Genomic DNA, 23,706 nt, shown 5'->3' with positions numbered 1-23,706 from the left:
GATAGGTCAACACTGGCTAAAAATCAATTAATTTCATTTAATATGACAGTTTCAGCATTTGCTGAAACAGTTAAATAAAGTGAAAATAATGTTGAATTTCAATAAATATGATATTTTCAACACATGCTGAAAACAGAGAGTTTTATGAAAGAAGCAGACACTCTAGCAGGTGAGGCCTTATGGCAACTGCTGGAGAAGATTCCCATCCTTGAGGTGCAAGGTATTGATGCAGTAGGCGTGTCAGGCGATTGGGAGCCGGACTTGATCGTCAGGCTACTGGTAGATGGTAGGGAGCATCAGCTTATATGTGCGTACAAGTCAAACGGGCAACCTCGATACGCGAGATCGGCGCTACTGGAGTTGCGGGATTATGTTAGGCATCACGCACCTCAGGCAACGCCCGTTTTCATCGCCCCTTACCTCTCTCCTGCGGTGAGGCAATTGTGCGATGAGAAAGGCGTCGGTTATCTCGACTTAGAAGGCAATGCTCATATTGTCTTCGGCAGTGTGTTCATAGAGCGCATCGTGGCAGAAAAGCCTGTGGCCGAACAACGTGCACTCAAATCCCTTTTCAGACCAAAATCTGCGCAAGTGCTGCGCGCTATGCTACGCGAGCCTGACCGGGCCTGGCGAGTGACTGAATTGTCGGCAATCTCTGGGGTAAGCCTGGGGCACGTCAGCAATGTGCGCACAGGCTTGATCGATAGAGAATGGGCACACAGCGCTGATAATGGCTTGATTCTCTCGGAGCCCGACGCCCTGCTAGATGCATGGCAACAAAGCTACACCGCGCCATTAGGTGAGCGGCTGCGCTTCTATACCTCATTGCATGGCAGTGCACTTGAAGACGCGGCTCACCAAGCGCTCAGCACCAACCCCAGTGCCGGGCGCGCAGCCTTCGCTTCCTTCTCAGCGGCGCAGTGGCTTGCGCCTTATGCACGCACAGGCACACACTACTTCTTCGCAGACAATGAAGGTCTGCACAAGCTCCAGGCAGCGCTGAAGCTCACTGACAGCCCTAAGGGTGAAAACGTAGTCGTTACGGTACTAAAAGATTCGGGACTGCTTGCCGACAGCGTAGAACCAGCGCCAGGCATGGTCTGTACAAGCCCGGTGCAAACCTACCTAGACCTATCAATTGCCGGGGAGCGTGGCGCCGAAGCCGCAGACCATTTGCGCAAAACGTTATTGTCATGGCCAAAATGACACAGCCACAAGAACCGCAGTCTGCAGCCGAGTACGATGACCGCACGACCGCTGCCGTAAAGTCTGTGCTCATTGAGATGGGCCAGATTCTAGGAAGTTTCAAGGGTAAGTTCGCCATCATCGGCGGCGCAGTTCCCTGGCTGCTATTGGCCAACGAAGACATGCCGCATATTGGCACTCTAGATGTGGATGTTGGCCTGGATGCGGCAGCACTTGGCGAGGGCGAATATGCCACTTTAATCGGTGCGCTGCTAGGCCATGGCTATGCCCAACGGGAAAGCCTGAGGCGCTTTCAACTCGTGCGCCAAGTTCCCGCCAGAGATGGAGGAGAAACGATTGATGTCGTAGTCGATTTTTTGATGCCGCGCGACACTAAAGTCGTCAAAAACCTCCCACCTCTGATCAGTGACTTCGCTGTACAACACGCGGATGGTGCCGATCTGGCGATACGCTTCTATCAACTCGTGGCAGTAGCAGGACAGATGCCTGAAGGCGGAACAAACCGCGTAGAAATTGCTGTGTGCTCTATCCCCGCCTTGCTAGCAATGAAGGGGCATGCGCTCGCGGGGCGCTACAAGCAAAAAGATGCCTACGATATCTACTACTGTGTGCGTCACTATCCAGGGGGTATTGAAGCGCTGGCACAGCAATGCCGCCCACTACTGGAACATAAAAGTGGAGTACTCGGCTTTCAGCATATCGCCGACAAGTTTGACGCTTTCGAAGGACATGGCCCTACCTGTGTAAGACGCTTTGTTGAAAACACAGATGCACTCGGTGATAGAACGCCAGAACAGTGGCAGCAGGATGCCTTCGGGCAAATCGACGCACTGCTGCGCGCCATGGCATTACGTAGTTAATTCTAAGCATTTGCATCAACACCCTAAGTCGCATCTTATCGACTACATGTGGCTTCACACGCCTAGCCCACCATCACAACATCGCAGAAACTGTACGAATGTACAGTATAATTTCCCCATCAAGCCTGACCTGAGTCATCGCTCTTCGTCATAAAACAGCCTCTAGCACCGCCCTATGTCCAATTTTATGCCTAGCCCCACCACCTATGCCTTATGCGATGCCAACTCCTTCTACGCCAGTTGTGAGCAGGTGTTCAGGCCAGATTTGCGCGGCAAGCCCGTGGTGGTGCTTTCAAACAATGACGGCTGCGTGATTGCGCAAAACAAGGAAGCCAAGCAAAAACTGGCTTTATGGATGTGCCGTCCATGGTTTGAGGTGGAGCGTGAGGCTCGCAAGCATGGCGTAACGGCGTTTTCAAGCAATTATGCGTTGTATGCCGATATGAGCAATCGCTTTATCGCAACCTTGCGGCAATTTTCGCCTGTGGTGGAGGTGTATTCGATTGATGAATCGTTTCTTGATCTGACTGGTATGCAGGGTGATTTATTCGCCCTGGGTACCAGCATCAAGAATACCGTACAGCAATGGACAGGCCTGGGCATAGGGGTAGGCATAGGTCATAGCAAAACACTGGCTAAACTCGCCAACCATATTGCCAAGCGCGTAGAGGGCTTTGATGGGGTCTGTGATCTCAGCAGCATGCCCATGAAACAGCAGCAGCAACTGCTGGAAAACCTGCCGGTTTCCTGCGTCTGGGGTGTGGGGTCACGGCTGGAGCGCAAGCTTAATAAGCTAGGCGTGCATAATGCCTGGCGTCTCAAGCAGGCCGACCCCAAGCGTGTGCGCGACGAATTTGGTGTGATTCTTGAGCGCACGGTCAGGGAGTTGAATGGTGAAGCCTGGCACAGCGTGGGCGAAGATTTGCCCGATGCCAAGCAGATTATTTCTTCACGCTCTTTCGCCAAGCGGCTGACCGATCTGCAAGAGCTCAGTGCCGCCGTGAGCTTTCATGCCAGTAATGCCGCCTTGCGCATGCGGGCCAAGGGTTTATATACCAGTGCCCTTTATGTTTCTATCAATAATGGTCTGCACGATCAGGCAGCGTTTTTCCACGCTGGGCAGTTTCTCGCGCTGCCCTCTCCCACCAATTGCAGCATACAACTAACCCAAGCTGCCCTCTGGGTGTTGCGGCGCATTTATAGGCCTGGAATCTATTATCTCAAGGCGGGCGTCATGCTGAGTGAATTGGTTTCAAGCGCAGGCCAGCAGCAGGATTTGTTTGGCTTTAGCGCGCCCACGCCTAAATCCCAGCGTCTGATGGCTACCCTAGACAGTATTAATCAACGCTATAAGCGCGGCACCATCAAGCTTGCGGCAGAAGCCTTAGGGGATGATTGGGGCATGCGCCGTGCATTTCTCAGCCCGAGCTACACCACTGAGTGGTCTGGGCTGCCTAAAGCCAAATAAGCGCGGTTTCAAACCAACAGCGTTTATAGCCACGCTTGCAGCATGATTCAAGCGAGCAAGCTTGCGTATGGATGGCTCCTGCCCGTCAATTTTGCTTATACAACTCAAAACAGATGCTTTTTACAAAATTAATGTAAATACGCTCACCTTTCAAAAATTGATATTAATCAATGAAATACAATAGGCACGGGCAATACAGGCGAAATATTAACTAAAAATTTATAAGTTAAATTAATGTCATGTATTGATTCATTTAAAGTAAATTGCATAATTAATTTACTTTAAATTTGCCTAAAAGGTGAGTCGCATGAAAGCCGCTTATATTTTATTGCTTATTTGCATGTTCCCGGGCTTGGCACAAGCAGATGCCGATCAAGCAGCCCGGTTTGGCAGTCTCTCACCCAACGGGCAAGCGCCAGCCAAAGCGCAAAAACTAGTGCTGGATAAATATTTCCAATCGCAAGAGGAAGCCCAGCTCATCCCGCTGGCCGCATCACAACCCATTATTGAACAGCCCATAGGCCTACTTCCGGCAGACCACAGCGGCCCTTTAAGCTTTGAACAGTTATTGCAGGCGGCTTATGCGCACCACCCCTTGATCAGGCGCAGCATGTTTGACCAGATGGTGGCTAAAACCGACATCACCGTCGCCAAGCAGGCGTATTACCCAACCCCCAATGTCAGCGTCAATATCGGCGAGCATGGACGTCAAGTGTTAAGTGCTGGTTTGACCCAGCCGCTGTATACCTTCGGCAAACTCAGCACCGGGGTCAATCAGGCGCAGGTGAGAGAATCCATTGCTACTTTGGCAATCGATGAAACCCGTCAAAGCGTGGCATTGTCTTTGGTCAACCTCTGGCGCAACTACTTAGCCGCTGCGCTGCAAATCACGGTATTTCAAAACACGCTGGATAGGTATGAAGAATATCACGCCATGATATTGCGTCGATTTGAAGGGGGACGTTCCAGCCAGGCGGACATCACCTTTGTTGAAAGCCGCATCTCCCAAACCGAGTCTGACCTCAAGGCTACCGAAGCCAGACGCAATACCACCTTATCGCAACTATCCCAGGTCACCGGGCTGATGTTGAATAGCCAATCACTGCGCATCCCTGACTTGCCAAGCCAGGACAACCAGAACCTGAGCACCACCATCGCGCAAAGTCTGTATTTTTCACCCCTGCTCAAACGTACCCAGGCTGAGGTGGAACAGGCTGAAGTGGATGCAGCGCGCGCACGCGCCAATATGCTTCCCAACGTTAACCTTAACCTGCAGATGGATAGATATGCCAATGGCGTAGATATCAATGGCTTCAATCGTCCAAACGAGCAGCGCCTGATGTTGAACATGCAATACACGCCAGGTGCAGGCCTCAGCAGTTATTACCAGTATGAAAGCGTAGCTCAGCGCATTGCCGGGCGGCAGGCGGCTGTAGATGCAGCCCGGCAGGATATCAACAATGCCGTGACTGCGCAGAAAATTGATCTGGATCAAGGCTTTGCCCAATTTGAGAGCATTGCCGCCAGTGTTAATAGCAATCGCGAGGTGCTCAACTCCTACGGCAGGCAATTTGCCGTGGGCCAGCGTACCTGGATAGACCTGCTCAATGCTGCTCGTGACCTGAGTGGCACTGAGTTAAGCCAAGCCAACCTGCAAGCCAACATTAATGCCGCCGACCGCGCTGTGAAGATTTATCGCGGCGAACTGCAACTGACCAACTAAGGAAGCCAGGATCATGAGCACAACAACACAAGCAGCCGGCCCAGCCCAGCCCAAGAAAATTCTGCAGATTTTAAGGCGCGAAACATTCAGGCAAACCCCAGCCTGGATCTTCTTTGCCCTTGCAGGCCTGCTGATCAACCTGATTGCCTTTGCTACGGCGCTTTACAGCATGCAGGTATATGACCGCGTATTGCCGCGCCAGGGCACAGAAACGCTGATTGTACTGACCGTGGGGGTGGCTATTGCCAGCGGTTTGCAACTATTCCTGCAAAAATTGCGTAGCACTATCTCGCACTACATTGTGCAACGCATAGACCGCAACCTTTCGGTCACCGTTTACGATGCGCTGATTCGCACGCGCATGGATCAAATCCCTCTGCAAGCCGCCTCGTTTGCCTCGCAATTACAAAGTTACGAAACCATACGTGGCTTTTTGGTTGCCCTGATGTCGTTTGGCGTGGTGGATGCGCCTTATGCCATCCTGTTCCTGTTTGGACTGTATGCACTGGGCGGGCCAGAAGTCACGCTAGTGCCATTGATATTACTGGGTATTTTGCTACCGTTTGGCATCATCCAGCATTTGCGTGTGCGTCAGCATGCCAGCAAACAGTTTGCCTCCAGCAACCGTAAATATGGCTTCTTGGTGGAAAGCATCAAGTCCATGGAATGGATCAAGGCCAACGACCTCATGGCCAACTGCCGCCGCCGCTGGCGCGAGCTGTCAGAAGCCGTGTTGCACTCAGACCTCAAGTCGCGTGAAATCTCGGAATCCACCTCCTATTTTGTGCAGTTTGCCCAACAACTAGCCTATGTAGGTGTGGTATCGGTAGGCGCATATATCGCGGTAACCCAGCGTGAACTCACCAGCGGTAGCATTATTGCTGCCTCCATTCTGGCAGGACGCATTCTCACCCCTATTACTTCAGTCCCTATGCTCATGGTGCAGGCAGCACAGGTCAAGATTGCCGCCAAAGCGCTGGATGGCGTACTGGCACTGCAGAAAGACAGCGCTGGTCAATCGCAGACCCTGCGTGTGGAAACCTTGCGCGGTGAATGGGAATTGCGCGACATGCAATATAGCTTCAAGGATCGCAAACAGCCGCTCAGTATCGAACGCCTGCGCATCATGCCCGGCGAGCGCATAGGCATCATAGGCCCCATAGGCGTAGGTAAATCCGCGCTATTAAAGATTCTGACCGGGCTTTAGGAGAGAAGCGCAGCATGATGTAACGCGCTTTTGCTCCCATTTCTAGTGTGCTGATATTTACCGCCTGGCTTGGTACTCCCGGATTGGTATCCACAACAATGGTAGTGCTGCTACTCGCTATATGGGTTTTGGCGACATCACTGCTGCCGCGTGCTTGTATAGCGGCCATCAGAACATGGCTGCCATCCGCCAGCGCCACCTCAGGCGTGTAGCTCCAAGTCAGGCCGTTGATGATGGCTGTGCCCAGCTTGCTGGTGACGCCATTTACGGTGTCATAAATTGCGAGTTCTTCACTGCTGAGCAAACCCGTAATCAAGCTACCACTCAAGGTGGGCGTTGCATCGTCGGTAATCGCATTGTTGACCAGCGCGGTCTGACTGCTACCAACATCGTCCATGATGGTGACTGGCAGCGCAGTGTAGATGTTGAAGTTGTACACCGAGCTGGGGCTGCCTTGTAAACCCGTCGCAAGGTTTTCTACTACCGCAGTGAGTTGATGAGCACCTTCCACGGCCTTACCCGGTTTGAACATCCAGTTCGTGCCAGTCACTGTGGCGTTACCCAGTTTACTTGTCACTCCATTTAGTCGTTTGCATGACTCAGGTTGTCTGCCCCGGTATTGGTCACCACAGGAACTGGCGCGGTGACCAAAATATCATCAAGACCAAACAGCTTGGCCACAGCCTGGTTGACAGCATTCACCTGACTCGCGCTCGGTGTCTGCCCAGCCAGCTTTTCAGCGGCCATATTGGTCAAGGAGGTCATCATGATGGAGTTGCCATGACCAGCCTTGATATTGGCAATTGCGCTCAGCTCTCCTACATCTTTGGGGCCTGAGGCCTCATTCCAATAGTCATTGGCATTGCCGTTGCCATCAACCAGCACCAGCTTGACTGTACCGTTATACTCCCCTGACATGACAATGCTGTACTCACCCTTGTCATTCACTGCACTACTACCTAACTCTTTGCCGTCAAGCGAATAAGCTTTGACACTGAGGCCAGCACCAGGCAACACCAAGCCAGCCATGACCACACCATTGATGGTGGTCTGGGTAATGATGGGTGCGGTTGCTTGCTTATCCGCATGATGTCCGCCACCACCCCCACCATGAGCAATGCCAAACCCCAGTAGCGCGAGGCCTGCTAAAGCCCAGTTTGGTTCGCCCCCGCCGTTTTTTTCTACACTAGCGCTTTGCTCTAAGCTTTCAGCACCCTCGTCCAGAGCAGCGACCTCGCTACTCGGGTCATACATCACCAGCGGGGCGCTCACTTCTGTAGCCGTCTTTTGAGTCCTCAAGGTATTGGCGGCCAGTTGAACTCTGCCAGGTTCTGTAAGCTCTGCAGTGTTGTCTTGGGCAAGGCCTGGCCCTTCCTCAGCCCCCTCGTTAGGCTTTGCGAACCTACGACTATCGTGAGTAGCGTTGAGTCTGCCAGCAGACTGCTGATCCTGTATATCGGCGGGCTCATCCTCTTGCGCTGCTGGCGTTACGCTTGTATCAGCAGCGTCTAGCAGCTTGTGTTTTTCTGCTTCATGCAGGTTTTTCTTTCTCTTGAGTTTGAGCTGAGTTTTATCTTGCTTGAGCGGGGGCGAGGCATCTTGTTTGGAGCTTGGGGCTTGCGGAGCCTGTACTGATGAGGGTTCGGTCAAGGCGTCATTTAACTGCTGAGGGTGTTGATCGTTGTCATATGATTGCATATTTATTTCTCCAGGCAGATTGCTCATTAATCACTTGATATGATTGGCCTTGATGAGGGAAAAACCTCATTTACTTTCAGTCAATTAAGTAAAAATAACCGACATCCGGAACGGCAAAAAGCAACACTTTATCATTTGCTTATAAATATGCAATACACTGAAAAACCTGTTTACTCCCTTATGAAACCTCCATGCAAATTCTCACTAGAACTTGTCATCAAATTTACAAGCAAATCCTTATGAACTTGAAACAAGATAGCGCTTAAATTCAATACAGATGCGGAATACAACGATCACTAATGCGGGGGAAGATAAATAATTTTTTGGCGGATTTTGTGGTGATACATCGCGGAATAATTGTTGGTATGCAGAATAAAACTTAAAAATTTTATAGTCAAATTTGACGTTATTTTTCTAGAAAACCGAACATTTTCCTGCAATAAAATTCATTACAACTGCTTGGAATAAATTTCAGTCCTTTCTAATTGCTGCGCAATTTGTTTTGATACCAATACATCAGCAAAAAAAAGATAAAACAGCTTAGCCACGCCGACACCAGGGTATGGCTGAGAAAATGTGCCCCGCGCATTTGCTGTATCCACCCCAAAGCCAGACCTACTCCCAAACCACCCAGCCCTGCCCAAAACGCTTTACGCGGATGTGCGGGTAAAAAAATGACCGCCAAAGCCACCAACCACAGCCCGGTGCTGGCATGGCCTGCAGGAAAACAATGCCCGGCCTGCCAGCCATCTGGCACATGCGCAAACAACTTCATATAGGGTGCGTCACCGCCATAGCGATCTACACTCCAGGGGCAATTCAAGGGTGAAAGCCGCTTAATGCCGCGGATAACACTAGGCACCAACACCGAAGCCCAGGCGATAATTTGCAAACGATAGCGCCAGAAATCGCTTAGCCATTTCTGTTTGTAGACCAAGTCCAGCAATACCAAGGTCAACACGGCCCCACCGCCATAGGTCAGCAGGTTTTTAACACTGCCATGGGCAAAGTCAGTGGCAAACCAGCGATTACGCCAGGGAAAATCGTGCAGGGTGTTATCAAAAAACCAGTCTTCCAGCCTGAGGTCAACTGAGGTGTAATGCTCCAGCGCCAGAATCAGCATGCCACTGATCAACAAGCCAGCTGATATCAGACGCCACGGTACGGCCTTATCCATCGTCAACTGCGGTCTAGCTTTGTCCATGCGCTGCTCCCTGGGCCAAAAACGCAGGTGGCTGGGGGAAACGCAACATGCCGGATTTGAACGCTGTAGACGCCGTCTGGTAATAGACGATAGCTTCCCTGGCCAGCTCAGGATTGACGGCGATGGGGCTAGCCTCAAAGGTATGCGGGTCTATGGCATAGGCGGTGACTGTGCGGCGCGGTGAAAGCACAATGAGCTGATCGTGTTTGTAATAGCCCAAATCCTGATAATTGCTGATGAAAGCCCGTGGCTCACCCTGCTGAGCCGCCAGCATGGAGGCACCAAAGAAACCAGTTTGTGGCATGCCCATCACTTGCATCAACGTGGGGGCTATATCAATCTGGCTAGCCATGCGGCTCACCACGCCAGGCTTGAGTAGATGCGGCGCATAGAAAATCAGGGGAATGCGGTATTTAGCCACTGGCAAGCTGGTTTTGCCTGCTACCGAGGCGCAATGGTCTGCCACTATCACAAACAAGGTGTCGTTAAACCAGGGCTTGCTTTGCGCCTGGCGGATGAAATCACCTATGGCGTAATCGGTGTAACTCACTGCAGCGCTACGTGAACCTTGCTTGCCTGCCACCCGCTGCCGGGAAGGTATATGGTCTGTGATTGCTGGTAGTCATGATTTGTGCCATAAAAGGCTGGCCTTGCGCATGCGCCTTATCCAGGGTCTGCAAGGTATTGGCAAACAGGCTTTCATCTGCCACGCCCCAGATGTTCTCGGCGGCAATGCTTTGTGCCGGGAAATCAGTGCGATCTATCACGCGGTAATCATTACCGCGGAAATAGTTGTTCATATTGTCAAAGTAGCCATAGCCGCCGTAGATAAAATACGGCGTAACACCCTGACTACGCATTTGCTCACCCAGCGTTGCCAGATGATCATTGCCCGGTCTATGCACGATGGCCTGACCGGGGATAGGCGGTGTGCCCAGCGACAGCGCTTCCAGGCCACGTACCGTGCGCGTGCCTGTTGCGTAGATATTGCTGAACTTGAGCCCTTGTGCTGCCAGCTTATCCAGCTGTGGCGTCAGCCCGCCCTGCTTGCCATCAAAGCTGTCAAGATATTCAGCGGACAAGCTTTCTACGGTAATCAGCACAATGTTTTTTGGCCTGCGTATAAACTCAGGCGGCAGGCTGATTTCTGGCTGATAGTTGTTTTGGACTGGTGCCTGGCTTACCTTGCGCAAGTGATTAGGGGTGTTTTTCACACGCCAGTCCACGCCCGCCTGCGCCAATAGGCGCGCTGAGACATTGGCTGGGGCAGTGGCATAAAACTTTTGATAGTCCAGTTCGTTACGGCGCATGGCGGCAGCCAGGGAGAACAAGCCATTCCCGGCCAACTCCTCTGCATAATGATCTGGGTTGCTAGCCTGATCGAGATTGGCAAAGCCTGTGGCAGCCAATGGCAATGCCAGTGCTAGCGCCACCAGCGCGGCTCTGTGCTGCCAGCGATGGGCCTGCACTCGCAGGCTGACCAAGCGCGTGATCAGCAGTGTTACCAAACTGGCACTCAGGGCAATCGCCAGCAGAATGGCCGGAATCGGGTATGACTCCCAGATATTGCCTAACACCTCATGGGTATAGATCAGGTAATCCACGGCAATAAAATTGAAGCGCGTGGTGAACTCTTGCCAGAAAATCACTTCGGCGACGATGCCAAACAACAGTATGGCCAAAGCCAGCCAAAGCAGACCCTGACGCCCCCAATCGCCAACACGCGATAAGCGCAGGCGGTTGGGTAGCACGGCACTCACCAGCAATAAGGGAGCCAGAAGATAGCTCATGGTCCAGGCATCAAACCAGGTGCCCAGTATCAGCGGATGTATAAGCCCCATGCCATCAGGCCGCTCACTCCCCAAGCTGAGCCACAAACCCAGGCGCAAGGCCAACCAGGCCAGCATGGCAGAGATGAGCAGTACCACGGCAAGCGGCAGCCGGAAACGGCGGGAAGCGATTGCAGCACCAGTTGAAGCAGATATATGTGTGGTCATGAGACACCATCAAGATTGAAGATGCCTTGACTATGGCAAGTCATATACCATCACAACATTGCCAAACTTCCGACGGCTTTACATCATTTAACACCTTGTAAAATATAGGATTTAAATTCTCAAGCTGGTATCGCCATGCATCATCTAGCCCTGCCCTCTGCAAGCCCTTGCATACTTTTATTGCGGGGTTTACTTACGATTGCAGACTACTTGCGATTGCAGGTTACTTAGGCATTGCAAAATAGTTAGGCATCACTGGCCGTGCAGCCATCTGCATGCACTTGACGTCAAAGCTGGCCTTAAGCGAGACTGCCATCTCCATTCCACCACCCGCCCAGCCCATCATGTCCTCCTCATTAAAACTCTATGTAGACGCCAATTACCTCAGCCCGTTTGCCATGTTTGCCTATGTGGCCTTGCAAGAAAAAAAACTGCCTCATGAATTACTCACCATCAACCTCAAGGCCAAGCAGCAGCACGAGCAGGATTACGCCGCGCTCTCCTTGACCCGCAAGGTGCCCACCTTGGTACATGATGGCTTTGCCTTGTCAGAGTCATCCGCCATTACCGAATATCTGGACGAAAGCTTTCCCGGTGTGGCGCTATACCCCACCGAGCCTCAAGCGCGTGCGCGCGCCAGGCAGATTCAGGCCTGGCTGCGTACCGACCTGGTGCCAGTACGGCAAGAGCGCTCAACCGAGCATGTGTTTCTCACAGCCAATCCCCAGCCTTGAGTGAGGATGCCTTAAAAGCCGCGCATAAATTGTTTGTCGTTGCGGAAACCCTGCTACCCGAGGGGGCTGAACATTTGTTTGGCACATGGTCGATTGCCGATACCGAATTAGCGCTGATGTTGAACCGACTCGTAAAAAGCGGTGATGCTGTGCCTGAACGGCTGGCGCATTACGCTAGCCAACAATGGCTACGCCCCTCAGTACAAAGCTGGGTATCGTTGCCCAGGCCCTGAGGCATTGATTGACGGTGCTTTTGGAGTGACGGTGCTATTGGATTGATAGTGCTGGCGGTTTGATATTGCTGACGCTAGAAATCAGGCGCAGAAAAGAGAAACGCCGGGCATAAAGCCCGGCGTAAGGGGTTTGAGCCGTTGTCAGGGGGGGGATGACTCGGGCTCTGTTAGCCTAGCGATAGGCTGTACTTCGCTAGTAGTAATGCAGCAACCGTGCCAACTCATACAAGTCATTGTTTTAAAGCAATTAATGACAAAACACCAATACTACGTCATTTATCATACTGTCTCTAATTTGAGACGCGCTTGCAATTGAGTCTCAAATGAGATTTTGTAAGCCACTGTTTTTAATGACAATTAAACCGTCTCAAAACCCCGACATTTTTGCATTAATGTCGCCAGACCCGGCGGAATTAATGTCTATATGTTTCTTGATCAACAACTTAGCAGCAGCCCAAATCAATTGACAGCAGCGGAAACCACGGTGCTGGAAGCCAGCAAGTGCTGCTGATCACGCAGCCGAACCTGAGCAATACGCTCACGCCACTCGTGTAACTGTTCATCTTCTATCTCCAACTGCACCGCCATGATTTGCAGCGCAGTCCAGCCATCCTTGACCAGCTGCGTCTGCAATTTGAAACTCATACGCGACATCAGGCGCTCGGATTTTTTGATGGTAAGCGCTTGGGCCTTTTCTAGGTATTCCGGTTTGATGGATTTGATTTTCACAGTAGCCTCCCTTGATAAGACGAACTCTAAACGGCAGCAAGCAGATTAGAGGGATGCTGGGAAATTATCCCAACGACATGTCACTATCATGACAATTCTGTGTCACAGCGGACTAAGCCGTAATATCCTGCCCTAGCCTAACGTCTATGTGGCTAAAAACCCGCAGCAGGCCAGCAATTTGGCTGAAGTAGCGTTTGAATCTGGTTGTAACCGGGAGCGTATCAAAAGGCGAGAGTGATGCTATGGCCTATATGTAAGCCAAGCAGAATTTAGGCAAGACAGCCCCTTAAGCTAGCGTATGGACTACAAGACCGGGGCTTAGAAATGATAGGCCTGCCAGAATAGGCAGGCCGATGTGGGTGGTTTACTCAGCGTCAGGCGCTGGTGCTGTGCTCGCATCATTGATGCCAGCCTCCACAGCGGCTGGCACTTGCTCTGTAGCTTGCTCTGTAACTTCCTGGGCAGTCACTTTCTGCTCTGCTGCCACCGCGCCAGCATCTGCAGCCTTGGGTTTGGCCTGACGCGCCTTGCGACGGTTTTCCAGTGAGCGTGCCAGCGCGGCATCTCTAGCCGATACCGACCCTGCGGGCTGACCTTCAAGGTCTATACGCGGTGCGTCTTCGACAATGGCAGCCCAGTAACGCGTACCACGGCACCAGGTTTTGACAGCCTCCGTAATCGCCGCTTCTTCCAGGCCGATATCCTTGGCCTTGGCGAGCAAGTCCTGATGTATGCCTATCTTCAGTGGCAATTTGGGCGCAGGATTTTTGGGGAAAGTGCTGGGGAAATGTTTTTGCAATCGGCCTATGCTCAATACCACCGGATCTACAGGCTCGGCTGGCTTACGTGCTGGCCTGGCGCGTGCGCCAGCACCATCAGCCGGGGAAAGGCCGCGCTCGCGTTGATGATCAGCTCTGTTACGCCCAGCATGCTCACGCCCAGGCCTGCCCTTGCCAGCCCGGTCACCAGAAGCCTGGGGCCTCTGCCCTCTACGCCCTGGCTCGCCAGCAGGTTTCTGCCTGGCTTCAGGCTGAGAGTTGGTTTCCGTAGAAGGTTGCTCTGCCCTGGCCTTGGCGGCCAATTGCTTTTTGAGTTCTGCGAGTTGTTCGAAGCCCATGCTGGTATGCGTGATGTTGAAAAAAGCAGGATTCTACTCCTGATTACAAGCTGTCGCTTTGATTCCTGAGGAAATATGCCGATTAATCGATCCTGCTTTTGGATTAATCAAACTTGATTTTGAATTAATCAAACTTGATTTTCTTGATCAGCTGCTGGCTTTCATCGTAATAATAAGCCTCATAGGATATCTTGCTCAGGGCATAGACCTTCTCAATCACGATCTTGCTTGAGCCTTGATCTTGCGCCAGCACATAGCGCTGACGTGCCTGATCCAATGCGCTGAACGGGATGATTTTCTCAAATTCAAAACCCTCTCCGTATTTGAATTCTATGGTGTAGAGCAGATCATCCCAGTTGAAGGTGGCATCGTAGCCGCGTGCCACACGGGTGACATCAAAATCCGGGTTATGCGCTTCCTGCACGCGGGTAATGGCGCTATTGAACAAAATCACCCCGGAAAACACCATGGCCACATAGCCCACCTTGCTGAAAATCCGCACCGGAATATGCGGCAGCAGATATTTCATCACATAGGTGGAAAGCACAGCCGCCAGCGCCACCAGCACACCCACGCCCAATGCCTTGAGCGTGAACAGCCCAAACCAGACATAGAGCACCAGCTTGAGCAAATGCAGCACAATTTCGTTGGCAGCCCTGGTGGCGACAATCTGTTCTTTAGTCAGCCCATAGCGCAGATAAACCCGATTGAACAGCACACCTACCGCACCAGTGAGCGCGGAAATAAACCCTGCCAGCAAGCCCATACAGCGTAAAAACCAGGCCGAATAAGCAGGTTTATCACTGGCTTTGGCTTCTTTGGCAAACAGATAGGGCAGATTGGAAACCAGAAACATGCCCATGGCCAACTCGATATAGACCGGGTCCAGATAACTTAACAACCAGGCACCAAGAAACACCCCAGGAATGGCCGCAGGCAAAAACAGGCGCACCAGGCCCCAATGAATTTGCTGGAAAAACAATATAAGTTTGGTCAGCGAACTGACCGAAGTGCCTATGGACAATGCCGCCGGAACCTGCGCCGCGGGCAAGGCATAACCCAGCAAAGGGATCAGTAACAGGCCCGCGCCACCGCCGCACACCATGCTGAGGGCAAATGCGAGAAATGCCACGAGGAAAATATTGAGAAAAATCATGATGACCTGAAAATCTTGATGTTGAAGGAATGTTTCGCCTTTAGCGCTGAGCTAGATGACGACCACCGCCATCCAGAGCAAAAATATGCCTTGAACACCCTCTGCCTTGTCATCAAGGTTGAAATACTACGCAATAAATACTATGCAATGCCTATCAGTTCTAATGCGGAATCAGCAACCTAGCTTGCCTGCCGCCTGAATTTGGGGGAATGCTGCAAGGTTTCAAAACCCACTTGGAACAATAGCTCCCCTTGTGCCCATTGCTTGCCATCGCCATGGCTATACCAATACACCATGCAGAAAATGCCATCCAACAAGGCCTGCAAATAAGTGGCGGCAAGCTCGTGATTGAGATCGTGCGGTAGCTCTCCATGTTTGACTGCTTGCAGCAGCCAGTGGTGAACCTGATCCCGGTAGGCCAGCTCCCACTCCCGGCGCAGCGCCATCAGGGAGGCTTCATCATCTATCTTGGTATAGAGAATAAACAGAACGCGTTGGATATCACTAGGCTCGACCGATAGGCGTAACTGGTGCAGCCCCAGCCTATACAAATATTGCAGGCAGGTTTCCTCAGCACGTTTATCCAGTTGTTCTACCTGCTCTACTGCGCGTTGGCACATGGCCAGGGCAACTTCTACCTTACCTTTGTAATGGCCGTAGACAGCGCCACGCGAGACATTGGCTGCATCGGCAATATCGGCCATGGTGACGTAACTCAGGCCTTTTTTGAAAATCACATCCACGGCCGCATCCAGAATGGCGTCCTTGGTGAGTTGTGCGTCTTCTTTGGTTTTTCTGGCCACTATGCCTGCCTAATCCAAGTAAAAGTTGAGATGTAAGTAGGGGGATTATAATCACATTTATTTAATCAAACTAGATTGATTAATAACATCAGCGCATGCTACATTGACAAGGCTTGGTTAATACAAGCAGGTTTTATGCATAAACATGATGGCAAAAACCTGCATGATGGCTAAAACCCACTGTTTTAACCCCCGCTCAACCTCCAGGTTTTCCGTTTCAACCTGCACCCAGGCTAGACAATATGTACCAGCAACGCATACACACCGTAAAAAACGTTTCCTCCTCGCTGACGGCACTGCTTTTGCCGCTGGCCTTTTTGCTAGGCGGCTGTAGCCAGGAAGAAGCGCAACAACAGACCGCAGCAACGCCTGAAGTCAACTTCATCACCACTGAAGTCACGCCTGTTGCCAATACTGTGGTGTTGCCTGGCAGGCTGGAGGCTTACCGCCAGGCTGAGGTGCGCGCCCGCGTGGCGGGTGTGGTAACCGAGCGTTTGTATCAGGAGGGCCAGGAAGTGAGCAAAGGTACGCCGCTATTTCTGATCAACCCCGAATTATTGAACGCCGCGCGCGACCAGGCCGCAGGTGAGCTGGCCAGTGCAGAAGCCAACCATGCCAATGCCCAGGACAAGCTGGAGCGCTATAAGGATCTGGCAACAGATCACTCCATCAGTGACCGCGACTACAAGGCCGCCGTCTCTGAGGAATTGCAGGCCAAAGCCCAGGTGCTGACCGCACGCGCCCAGCTGGAGAAGGCCAAGCTTGACCTAGGTTATTCCCGCGTGACCTCCCCTATCAACGGCCGGGCGCGTCGTGCGCTGGTGACTGAAGGTGCGCTGGTAGGCCAGGATGCGCCCACCCCCTTGACCACCGTAGAGCAGATAGACCCCATCTACGTCAATTTCTCACAACCAGCCTCTGAAGTCATGGCCTTGCAGCGCGCCATCAAGAATGGTGCGGTGCAGGGTAAGGCCAAGGACAGCATGCAGGTACGCCTAGTGTTCCCTGACGGCAGCGAATACAGCCAATCCGGCAAATTGTTCTTCTCGGATATGGCGGTGGACAGCAATACCGACACCGTGGCCATGCGCGCCCTGTTTGCCAACCCCGGCCATGAGTTGTTGCCTGGGGCTTATGTGCAGATACGTCTGGAGCAGGCGGTGAATCAACATACGGTGCTGGTGCCGCGTGATGCCTTGATCCGTACGGCTGGCGGTGCCAGCGTCATGGTGATCAATCAGGACAACAAGGTAGAAGCGGTAGAAGTGCAAGCCGATAACCTGCAAGGCAAGCAGTGGATAGTCACCGCTGGCCTCAAGGGTGGTGAGCGCGTGATTATCAGCAACCCCGGCATGTTGGCGCCAGGCACCCCGGTCAAGCCGCTCAAGCCGCAAACCGCAGGCAAAGCCGCGGCTGAAGACGCTGATGCTGGCCAAGCTGCTAGCCACTAAGCAGCGCAACGACGCTAGCAATTTAAAGCGCTAGCCCACCTTTAGATCTTTAGAACTTATTCAGGACTGCCTGACATGGCCCGTTTTTTCATACACCGCCCGGTATTTGCCTGGGTCATATCACTGCTGATCATTCTGGCAGGTATTATCGCGATTCGCGGCCTGCCAGTGGCCCAATACCCTGACATCGCTCCGCCCGTAGTCAACGTCAGCGCCAGCTACCCCGGTGCCTCTGCCCGTGTGGTGGAAGAAACCGTCACTGCGGTGATAGAACGCGAAATGAACGGTGCGCCCAGGCTGATGTATACCTCGGCCAGCAGCAGCCCTGGCATGGCCTCGCTCAGCCTGACTTTCAAGCAAGGCACCAACCCTGACCTGGCTGCCGTTGAGGTGCAAAACCGCCTGAAAACTGTAGAGGCACGTCTGCCGGAAGTGGTACGCCGCAACGGTATTGCCATTGAGAAATCGGCAGACTCTATCCAGTTGGTGGTTTCCATCACCTCGGACAATAACCGCCTCACCGAAATTGAGCTGGGCGAGATTGCCTCGGCCAATGTGCTGCAAGCGTTACGCCGAGTGGAGGGCGTGGGCAAGGTGCAATCTTTCAGCCCGGAATACGCCATGCGTATCTGGCCAGACCCGGCCAAGCTGACTTCGCTCAATCTTTCCGCGGGCGATATCACCACAGCCATCCGCAGCCACAACGCCCGGGTCACCGTGGGCCAGCTGGGTAATCTCGGTGTGCCGGAACAAGCGCCCATCAGCGCCAACATCATGGCGGATGCCTCGCTGACCACGCCCGAGGATTTTGAGCGGATTCCCCTGCGCACCAAGGCTGATGGCTCGGCCATTCTGCTCAAGGATGTTGCCCGTGTTGAATTTGGCGGCAGTGATTACAGCGTCATGTCGCGCGTCAATGGCAACAATGCCGCTGGCCTGGCAGTAAAGATGGCCCCAGGCTCCAATGCCGTGGCCACCGTCAAGCGCATTACCGCCAGAATGGATGAGCTCAGCAAGTATTTCCCGGCGGGCGTCAGTTACCAGATTCCCTATGACACCTCGGCCTTTGTGCAGATTTCCATAGAGAAAGTCGTGCATACCCTGTTTGAGGCGGTGCTGCTGGTGTTTCTGGTTATGTATCTGTTTATGCAGAATTTCCGTGCCACGCTGATTCCCACTATCGTGGTGCCCATTGCCCTGCTCGGCACTTTTGCCGTGATGTATGCCTTGGGCTTCTCCATCAATGTGCTGACCATGTTCGGCATGGTGCTGGCCATTGGTATCGTCGTTGATGATGCCATTGTGGTGGTGGAAAACGTAGAACGCATCATGATAGAAGAAGGCCTGTCGCCGCTGAAAGCCACCATCAAGGCCATGCAGCAGATCAGTGGCGCCATCATAGGCATTACCGTGGTGCTGACTTCGGTGTTCCTGCCCATGGCCTTCTTCAGTGGCGCGGTGGGCAATATCTATCGCCAGTTTGCGCTTTCGCTTGCGGTTTCCATAGGTTTCTCGGCATTCCTTGCGCTGTCGCTCACCCCGGCGCTCTGCGCCACTCTGCTCAAGCAGCCCGACCCTGACCATCATGAAAAACGCGGTTTCTTTGGCTGGTTCAACCGCAAGTTTGTGTCGCTAAGCAATCGTTATCAGGGCCGCGTGGGCAAGATACTCAAGCGTCCGCTGCGATGGTTGCTGGTTTATGGCGTGATTGTGGCTGCGGTGGCCGTGATGTTTGTGCGCCTGCCTACTGCCTTCCTGCCGGATGAAGATCAGGGTGATTTCATGGTGATGGTGATGCTGCCGCAAGGCGCCACCATGAGTGAAACCATGAAAGCCATTGATGAAGTCAGCACCTATCTGCGTGAAGAAGAGCCAGTGAAGTATGCCTACGATGTCGGCGGTTTTAGCTTCTATGGCAGCTCATCAAGCAGCGGCATGATCTTCGCCACGCTCAAGGACTGGAGTGAGCGCCGTGAGGCTGGCCAGGATGTGCAATCCATTTTGGCGCGTATCAATGGCCGCTTTGCCGGGCGCGACAATCTGACGGTATTTGCCATCAACACCCCGGCCCTGCCTGAGCTGGGTTCCTCCAACGGTTTTGATATGCGCCTGCAAGACAGAGGCAGTGTGGGGATTGAGAAACTGGCGGCAGCGCGTGAAAAACTCATGGCCGAAGGCTATCAAAGCGCCAAACTCAGCAACCTGATGTTTGCTGGCCTGCCCGAAGCCCCCATCATCAGCCTAGAGGTAGATAGGCGCAAGGCCGAGGCCCTGGGGGTAAGCATGGACGAAATCAATGCCACGCTGGCCACCATGTTTGGCTCGGAATATGTCGGTGACTTTATGCATGGCAGTCAGATTCGCCGTGTCATTATTCAGGCCGATGGCAAAGACAGGCTGGCGCTGGAAGATGTGCGCAAGCTGCGCGTACGCAGCAGCTCTGGCAACTTGGTGCCGCTGGCCTCGTTTGTGCATATGGAATGGACCATGGGTCAGCCCCAGCTCACACGCTTTAATGGCTTCCCCTCATTCACCATCAATGGCAATGCCGGGGCTGGCTTCAGTAGCGGCGAGGCCATGGCCGAGATTGAACGCATTGCCGATAGCCTGGGCGAAGGCATAGGCCATGACTGGTCTGGCCAATCCTATGAAGAGCGCATCTCCGGCTCGCAGGCGGGCATTCTGTTTGGGCTATCCATACTGGTGGTATTCCTGGCGCTGGCCGCGCTGTATGAAAGCTGGCTGATTCCGTTCTCGGTGATTCTGGTGGTGCCACTGGGGGTATTGGGGGCTTTGCTCGGCGTGTTCTTGCGTGATCTGCCCAATGATATTTACTTCAAGGTGGGTCTGATTGCCACCATAGGCTTATCCGCCAAGAATGCCATTCTGATCGTCGAGTTTGCCAAGGATTTGTATGACGAAGGCAAGGATATTCTGGAGGCCACACTGGAGGCGGCGCGCATGCGCCTGCGCCCCATCATCATGACCTCGCTGGCATTTGGTGTAGGCGTGTTGCCGCTGGCGCTGGCCAATGGCGCGGCCTCGGGTGCGCAAATCGCCATCGGCACTGGCGTGCTGGGCGGCATTATCACCGCCACCATGCTGGCCATTTTCCTGGTGCCCTTGTTCTTTGTCACCGTAGGGCGCTGGATCAAACGGCCTAGCCACCAGCAGGAGGAAGCCCTGTGAAACCTGCTAATTTTTCGGCCAAGCAAATGACTGACCTCATGACCAAGCTGCTGCAACCTCAACTTCCGCAACGCAATCTCCTTCAAGCCAAGCGCATCAGCGGCCTCTTGATCGCCGCCACGCTGGCAAGCTGCTCGCTCAACCCGGATTATCAGCGCCCTGCTGCGCCTATTCCGGCAAACTATGCCGCCACTGCGCTCAGTGATGACAGCATTAGCAAGCCCGCTCCCAGCAGCTGGGAACAGTTTTTCACCGAGCCTGAGCTGCAACAACTGATACTGATTGCGCTGGAAAACAATCGTGACTACCGCATCACCGCGCTACGCATTGAAGAAGCCAGGGCGCAGTACGGCATACAACGTGCCGACCGCCTGCCCACGGTCAACGCCACGGGCAGCTACGAGCGCAGCCGTACCATCTTTGCCCAGGGCCAGACGTTTGATGCCGATCTTTACCGCGTGGGCTTGGGCGTCAGCGATTTTGAGCTAGATTTCTTTGGTCGGGTTAAAAGCCTGTCCACCGCGGCATTACAAGAATACTTTGCTACCGAGCAGGCCAGGCAAACTGCACGTACCAGCCTCATCACCGAAGTGGCCGTGGCCTACCTAAATGTAAGAGCCCTGGCCGAGCGCCATGTGATTGCCGTGGAAACCCTGGCCTCACGTGAGATCAGCGTGGCACGTACGCAACGCCGCCTGACAGCGGGTATAGATAACGCCGTGGATCTCAAGAGCGCCGAGCTGCAACTGGAAACCACACGTGCCAGCCTGGCAGCGCTGCGCCGCGAACAAGCGCAGGCCATCAACACCCTGTTATTGCTGATAGGCCAGCAGGATTTCAAGCTCAGCGCCAACAGCACAGCACTGGATACGCTGCAGTTCACCGCACTGCCTATAGGTTTGCCTTCAGAACTGCTGGAGCGCAGACCGGATATACGCGCAGCAGAACACAGGCTACAAGCCGCCAATGCCAATATAGGCGCAGCGCGCGCTGCGTTTTTCCCGCGTATTGCGCTCACCACCAATATCGGCCTGGTCAATGAGCACTTCTTCAAGCTGTTTGGCGGCAGCAGTGACCGCGCCTGGAGCTTCAACCCGCAGCTCTCCATTCCCATCTTCAACTATGGTCGCAACAAGGCCAGCCTGGACTTGGTCAAGGTGCGTCAGGAGATCAGCGTGGCAGAGTACGAAAAAGCCATACAGACCGCCTTCAGTGAAGTGAATGACGTGCTGGTAGCCAAGCAGCAGATTGATGCCCAGATCAGCGCACAAGCCAAAGTCACCGAGGTAGAACGCGAGCGCGTGCGCCTGGCTACCCGCCGTTATGACCGTGGTGTGGCAAATTATCTTGAATTACTGGATGCACAACGTGGCTTGTTTGATGCCGAGCAAAACCTGGTACAGCTCAAGCAACTGGCTTAAGCAATCGCATCAATCTGTTCAAGGTGCTGGGTGGGGAATGGAAAACATCGTAAGGTTTAATCTGGCCTGAAATAGGCTAAAACTTTGCTAGCGAACTGACTTTTCTAGCTGCTCAACTCAGTGTTATTCAGGACTATGATGCAGAAATAAAAAAAGCCCGCACCATAAAGGTAGCGGGCTTTATTTTTACTGCATCACACCTATTTTTTACGCAATGCCTGACGGAAATCCTGATCCTCAAACAATCTGCCTATCAAGGTTTGATACAGCGCGGTGTATTGATTGATCGCTTCTGGAATGGCGATTGCGCCGACAAAAGAGGAAGGCCAGCTGGCATCCGCAGTCAGCACCTTGTCATAGATGCGAGTATCAGCTTGATCGACAATAAAACGTGCAGATAATTTGGCTGTACCCGTCCCTATCGCAGCGTCTACCTGGCTATCAATCAACTCCCCGCTGATAGTGGCATTGGATTGTGCATCATATAAACCTGCCGCTTTTAATTCGGCCTCAAGCTGGGCGCGTAATTGCTCTGCAAAGCTACCGCTATGTGGGCTGACAGATGAGCCTCGCAAACCACTGACGCTTTTATCCAGGCTAGGAGTTTTGCCTGCGGCAAGTTTGAAACTCCCGGTTTTTGCTGGGACTACATTGGCCCCTCTGATTTTCTCCAGATTGCTCATGGTGGCGGTAGGTTCTGGCATTTTCATGGAAATGCAGCCCGTGATCGCCAAGCCCAGCAACATGATCAAACCCGATTTGATACCTCTAGACAACATATCACTCCCCTAATAAATAAACTGACCCTGCGTTGATTTGAATTCTTTTACTTGAAGCCTGCGTCCTGTGTCATATCGAACAGCACATGGCTGACAATCTGGCGCGTCATCAGGGTCACAGCTTCTTCTGCATTGGCGGTTTTGGTCGCATTATCAGGCGATCCCTTCGCACCCAGCGTTGTGTGGATGGCATGCCGCGCCTGGGTGACTATAGCTGCTGCTGGTCGCCGCCAAGATAGCGTGCCGTGCAGACATAACCATCTGAAACGCTAGAGCCAGCCAGGCCAAATGTCAGTCCGGTGACAAAGCCCTTGGAAAACGCGTCATCGCTAAGCGGCACATTATTCAGCGTAATGCTGAGCACGCGGTTACCCGCCACCGGATTCAAGGACACCTCGCTGAAGATACCGCTGTTCTTAACCTGATCGACGATTTTGTCTTTCAGATACTTCGTTGCCTGTGCGTTGGCAACCCCCTTGGTCTGAAACTCAAACACCAGCATGACCGCTTGCTTTTCCTGCTGCACCTTGTATTCAGAAGCCTTGATTTCCTTAGTGGTGCCATCGACATACATGGTGGCGCAGCCCGTCAGCATGAGAAGAAAAATGCTCGCAATCGTCAGTTTGATAAATTGAAAATATTGGAATTTATTATTCATGATTTTTATATGAGATTAATTGAAAGAAATGAAGATACTGCGTCGCGCATAATATCACGCAAGCTCAGCCGTA

21 protein-coding genes are annotated in these 23,706 nt (G+C 52.9%); 10 read left to right on the top strand and 11 right to left on the bottom strand.

The window, feature by feature from the left end; translation table 11 throughout:
* Positions 1-144: 144 nt before the first annotated feature.
* The 5 genes from JCM2850_RS08145 (at position 145) to JCM2850_RS08125 (ending at position 6,464) form a co-directional block, all read left to right on the top strand.
* Positions 145-1,206: a type IV toxin-antitoxin system AbiEi family antitoxin gene (locus JCM2850_RS08145; protein ID WP_199898284.1), complete on the top strand. Its 1,062-nt coding sequence runs from the start codon at positions 145-147 to the stop codon at positions 1,204-1,206.
* A 77-nt stretch (positions 1,207-1,283) separates the two neighbouring features.
* Positions 1,284-2,066 (top strand): nucleotidyl transferase AbiEii/AbiGii toxin family protein, encoded by a 783-nt coding sequence (locus tag JCM2850_RS08140; protein ID WP_234406163.1) that lies wholly within the window; start codon positions 1,284-1,286, stop codon positions 2,064-2,066.
* A 175-nt stretch (positions 2,067-2,241) separates the two neighbouring features.
* Entirely contained in the window at positions 2,242-3,534 is a 1,293-nt protein-coding gene (locus tag JCM2850_RS08135; RefSeq protein ID WP_025871055.1) for a Y-family DNA polymerase, read from the top strand.
* A gap of 307 nt (positions 3,535-3,841) precedes the next feature.
* Entirely contained in the window at positions 3,842-5,257 is a 1,416-nt protein-coding gene (locus tag JCM2850_RS08130) for a TolC family protein (protein WP_081775003.1), read from the top strand.
* 13 nt (positions 5,258-5,270) lie between these two features.
* Positions 5,271-6,464 carry an ABC transporter transmembrane domain-containing protein gene (locus JCM2850_RS08125; RefSeq protein ID WP_025871051.1) on the top strand — a complete coding sequence of 398 codons (1,194 nt, stop codon included), beginning with the start codon at positions 5,271-5,273 and terminating at the stop codon, positions 6,462-6,464.
* On the opposite strand, the gene JCM2850_RS08120 is transcribed toward JCM2850_RS08125, so the two are convergent.
* The 5 genes from JCM2850_RS08120 to JCM2850_RS23390 all read right to left on the bottom strand — a co-directional run bounded on the left by JCM2850_RS08120 (position 6,406) and on the right by JCM2850_RS23390 (position 11,363).
* Positions 6,406-6,996 carry an Ig-like domain-containing protein gene (locus tag JCM2850_RS08120; RefSeq protein WP_025871049.1) on the bottom strand — a complete coding sequence of 197 codons (591 nt, stop codon included), beginning with the start codon at positions 6,994-6,996 and terminating at the stop codon, positions 6,406-6,408. The genes JCM2850_RS08125 and JCM2850_RS08120 overlap by 59 nt on opposite strands.
* Before the next feature lie 50 nt (positions 6,997-7,046).
* Positions 7,047-8,162 carry a hypothetical protein gene (locus JCM2850_RS08115; protein WP_148301220.1) on the bottom strand — a complete coding sequence of 372 codons (1,116 nt, stop codon included), beginning with the start codon at positions 8,160-8,162 and terminating at the stop codon, positions 7,047-7,049.
* Positions 8,163-8,643: 481 nt separating this feature from the next.
* Positions 8,644-9,366 (bottom strand): phosphatase PAP2 family protein, encoded by a 723-nt coding sequence (locus JCM2850_RS08110; RefSeq protein ID WP_025871046.1) that lies wholly within the window; start codon positions 9,364-9,366, stop codon positions 8,644-8,646.
* Complete coding sequence (locus JCM2850_RS23395) at positions 9,353-9,949, bottom strand: LTA synthase family protein (RefSeq protein ID WP_267879254.1); 597 nt, start codon at positions 9,947-9,949, stop codon at positions 9,353-9,355. The genes JCM2850_RS08110 and JCM2850_RS23395 overlap by 14 nt, the downstream gene beginning before the upstream one ends.
* Positions 9,924-11,363 carry an LTA synthase family protein gene (locus JCM2850_RS23390; RefSeq protein ID WP_267879253.1) on the bottom strand — a complete coding sequence of 480 codons (1,440 nt, stop codon included), beginning with the start codon at positions 11,361-11,363 and terminating at the stop codon, positions 9,924-9,926. Before JCM2850_RS23390 ends, JCM2850_RS23395 begins: the two co-directional genes overlap by 26 nt.
* Positions 11,364-11,638: 275 nt before the next feature.
* On the opposite strand from JCM2850_RS23390, the gene yfcF reads away from it, so the two are divergent.
* A complete protein-coding gene (gene yfcF, locus JCM2850_RS21865; protein ID WP_199898282.1) occupies positions 11,639-12,097 on the top strand; it encodes a glutathione transferase in 459 nt (152 codons plus the stop codon).
* Complete coding sequence (locus JCM2850_RS24270; protein ID WP_199898281.1) at positions 12,094-12,330, top strand: hypothetical protein; 237 nt, start codon at positions 12,094-12,096, stop codon at positions 12,328-12,330. Before yfcF ends, JCM2850_RS24270 begins: the two co-directional genes overlap by 4 nt.
* A 459-nt stretch (positions 12,331-12,789) precedes the next feature.
* Here JCM2850_RS24270 and JCM2850_RS08090 read toward each other — a convergent pair whose 3' ends face one another.
* The 4 genes from JCM2850_RS08090 to JCM2850_RS08070 form a co-directional block, all read right to left on the bottom strand.
* On the bottom strand, positions 12,790-13,059 hold the full coding sequence (locus JCM2850_RS08090; RefSeq protein WP_025871044.1) for a hypothetical protein: 270 nt from the start codon (positions 13,057-13,059) through the stop codon (positions 12,790-12,792).
* A gap of 364 nt (positions 13,060-13,423) precedes the next feature.
* Positions 13,424-14,176: a ProQ/FinO family protein gene (locus JCM2850_RS08085; RefSeq protein WP_025871042.1), complete on the bottom strand. Its 753-nt coding sequence runs from the start codon at positions 14,174-14,176 to the stop codon at positions 13,424-13,426.
* A 124-nt stretch (positions 14,177-14,300) separates the two neighbouring features.
* Positions 14,301-15,332: a sulfite exporter TauE/SafE family protein gene (locus JCM2850_RS08080; RefSeq protein WP_025871041.1), complete on the bottom strand. Its 1,032-nt coding sequence runs from the start codon at positions 15,330-15,332 to the stop codon at positions 14,301-14,303.
* Between the two features lie 179 nt (positions 15,333-15,511).
* On the bottom strand, positions 15,512-16,135 hold the full coding sequence (locus JCM2850_RS08070) for a TetR family transcriptional regulator (RefSeq protein ID WP_025871039.1): 624 nt from the start codon (positions 16,133-16,135) through the stop codon (positions 15,512-15,514).
* A gap of 242 nt (positions 16,136-16,377) precedes the next feature.
* Here JCM2850_RS08070 and JCM2850_RS08060 point away from each other — a divergent pair, with 242 nt between their 5' ends.
* The 3 genes from JCM2850_RS08060 to JCM2850_RS18055 all read left to right on the top strand — a co-directional run bounded on the left by JCM2850_RS08060 (position 16,378) and on the right by JCM2850_RS18055 (position 22,196).
* Positions 16,378-17,586: a MexX/AxyX family multidrug efflux RND transporter periplasmic adaptor subunit gene (locus JCM2850_RS08060; RefSeq protein WP_025871037.1), complete on the top strand. Its 1,209-nt coding sequence runs from the start codon at positions 16,378-16,380 to the stop codon at positions 17,584-17,586.
* Positions 17,587-17,661: 75 nt separating this feature from the next.
* Positions 17,662-20,775 (top strand): multidrug efflux RND transporter permease subunit, encoded by a 3,114-nt coding sequence (locus JCM2850_RS08055; RefSeq protein ID WP_025871035.1) that lies wholly within the window; start codon positions 17,662-17,664, stop codon positions 20,773-20,775.
* Positions 20,772-22,196 (top strand): efflux transporter outer membrane subunit, encoded by a 1,425-nt coding sequence (locus JCM2850_RS18055; RefSeq protein ID WP_234406162.1) that lies wholly within the window; start codon positions 20,772-20,774, stop codon positions 22,194-22,196. The genes JCM2850_RS08055 and JCM2850_RS18055 overlap by 4 nt, the downstream gene beginning before the upstream one ends.
* A gap of 200 nt (positions 22,197-22,396) precedes the next feature.
* On the opposite strand, the gene JCM2850_RS08045 is transcribed toward JCM2850_RS18055, so the two are convergent.
* Together JCM2850_RS08045 and JCM2850_RS18050 are read right to left on the bottom strand one after the other, a co-directional pair.
* Positions 22,397-22,975 (bottom strand): hypothetical protein, encoded by a 579-nt coding sequence (locus tag JCM2850_RS08045; RefSeq protein WP_025871033.1) that lies wholly within the window; start codon positions 22,973-22,975, stop codon positions 22,397-22,399.
* A 208-nt stretch (positions 22,976-23,183) separates the two neighbouring features.
* Positions 23,184-23,570, bottom strand: a complete 387-nt coding sequence (locus JCM2850_RS18050; RefSeq protein ID WP_148301219.1) for a hypothetical protein — start codon at positions 23,568-23,570, stop codon at positions 23,184-23,186.
* Between the last annotated feature and the right edge of the window lie 136 nt (positions 23,571-23,706).

Origin of the sequence: Methylobacillus glycogenes JCM 2850 (assembly GCF_000617925.1) — a bacterium.
Taxonomy (GTDB): Bacteria; Pseudomonadota; Gammaproteobacteria; order Burkholderiales; family Methylophilaceae; genus Methylobacillus; species Methylobacillus glycogenes.
This window is presented reverse-complemented; position numbering and strand designations above follow the sequence as displayed.

What these genes read in the sequence shown, in the direction of transcription:
- JCM2850_RS23390 (WP_267879253.1), bottom strand. Translation starts at nt 11,363, where the DNA reads ATGACCACACATATATCTGCTTCAACTGGTGCTGCAATCGCTTCCCGC.
- JCM2850_RS08140 (WP_234406163.1), top strand. Translation starts at nt 1,284, where the DNA reads ATGGGCCAGATTCTAGGAAGTTTCAAGGGTAAGTTCGCCATCATCGGC.
- JCM2850_RS08135 (WP_025871055.1), top strand. Translation starts at nt 2,242, where the DNA reads ATGTCCAATTTTATGCCTAGCCCCACCACCTATGCCTTATGCGATGCC.
- JCM2850_RS08110 (WP_025871046.1), bottom strand. Translation starts at nt 9,366, where the DNA reads ATGGACAAAGCTAGACCGCAGTTGACGATGGATAAGGCCGTACCGTGG.
- JCM2850_RS08060 (WP_025871037.1), top strand. Translation starts at nt 16,378, where the DNA reads ATGTACCAGCAACGCATACACACCGTAAAAAACGTTTCCTCCTCGCTG.
- JCM2850_RS08115 (WP_148301220.1), bottom strand. Translation starts at nt 8,162, where the DNA reads ATGCAATCATATGACAACGATCAACACCCTCAGCAGTTAAATGACGCC.
- JCM2850_RS08055 (WP_025871035.1), top strand. Translation starts at nt 17,662, where the DNA reads ATGGCCCGTTTTTTCATACACCGCCCGGTATTTGCCTGGGTCATATCA.
- JCM2850_RS08045 (WP_025871033.1), bottom strand. Translation starts at nt 22,975, where the DNA reads ATGTTGTCTAGAGGTATCAAATCGGGTTTGATCATGTTGCTGGGCTTG.
- JCM2850_RS08120 (WP_025871049.1), bottom strand. Translation starts at nt 6,996, where the DNA reads ATGTTCAAACCGGGTAAGGCCGTGGAAGGTGCTCATCAACTCACTGCG.
- JCM2850_RS08145 (WP_199898284.1), top strand. Translation starts at nt 145, where the DNA reads ATGAAAGAAGCAGACACTCTAGCAGGTGAGGCCTTATGGCAACTGCTG.
- JCM2850_RS08130 (WP_081775003.1), top strand. Translation starts at nt 3,842, where the DNA reads ATGAAAGCCGCTTATATTTTATTGCTTATTTGCATGTTCCCGGGCTTG.
- JCM2850_RS08125 (WP_025871051.1), top strand. Translation starts at nt 5,271, where the DNA reads ATGAGCACAACAACACAAGCAGCCGGCCCAGCCCAGCCCAAGAAAATT.
- JCM2850_RS18050 (WP_148301219.1), bottom strand. Translation starts at nt 23,570, where the DNA reads ATGCTGACGGGCTGCGCCACCATGTATGTCGATGGCACCACTAAGGAA.
- JCM2850_RS08080 (WP_025871041.1), bottom strand. Translation starts at nt 15,332, where the DNA reads ATGATTTTTCTCAATATTTTCCTCGTGGCATTTCTCGCATTTGCCCTC.
- yfcF (WP_199898282.1), top strand. Translation starts at nt 11,639, where the DNA reads ATGCACTTGACGTCAAAGCTGGCCTTAAGCGAGACTGCCATCTCCATT.
- JCM2850_RS08085 (WP_025871042.1), bottom strand. Translation starts at nt 14,176, where the DNA reads ATGGGCTTCGAACAACTCGCAGAACTCAAAAAGCAATTGGCCGCCAAG.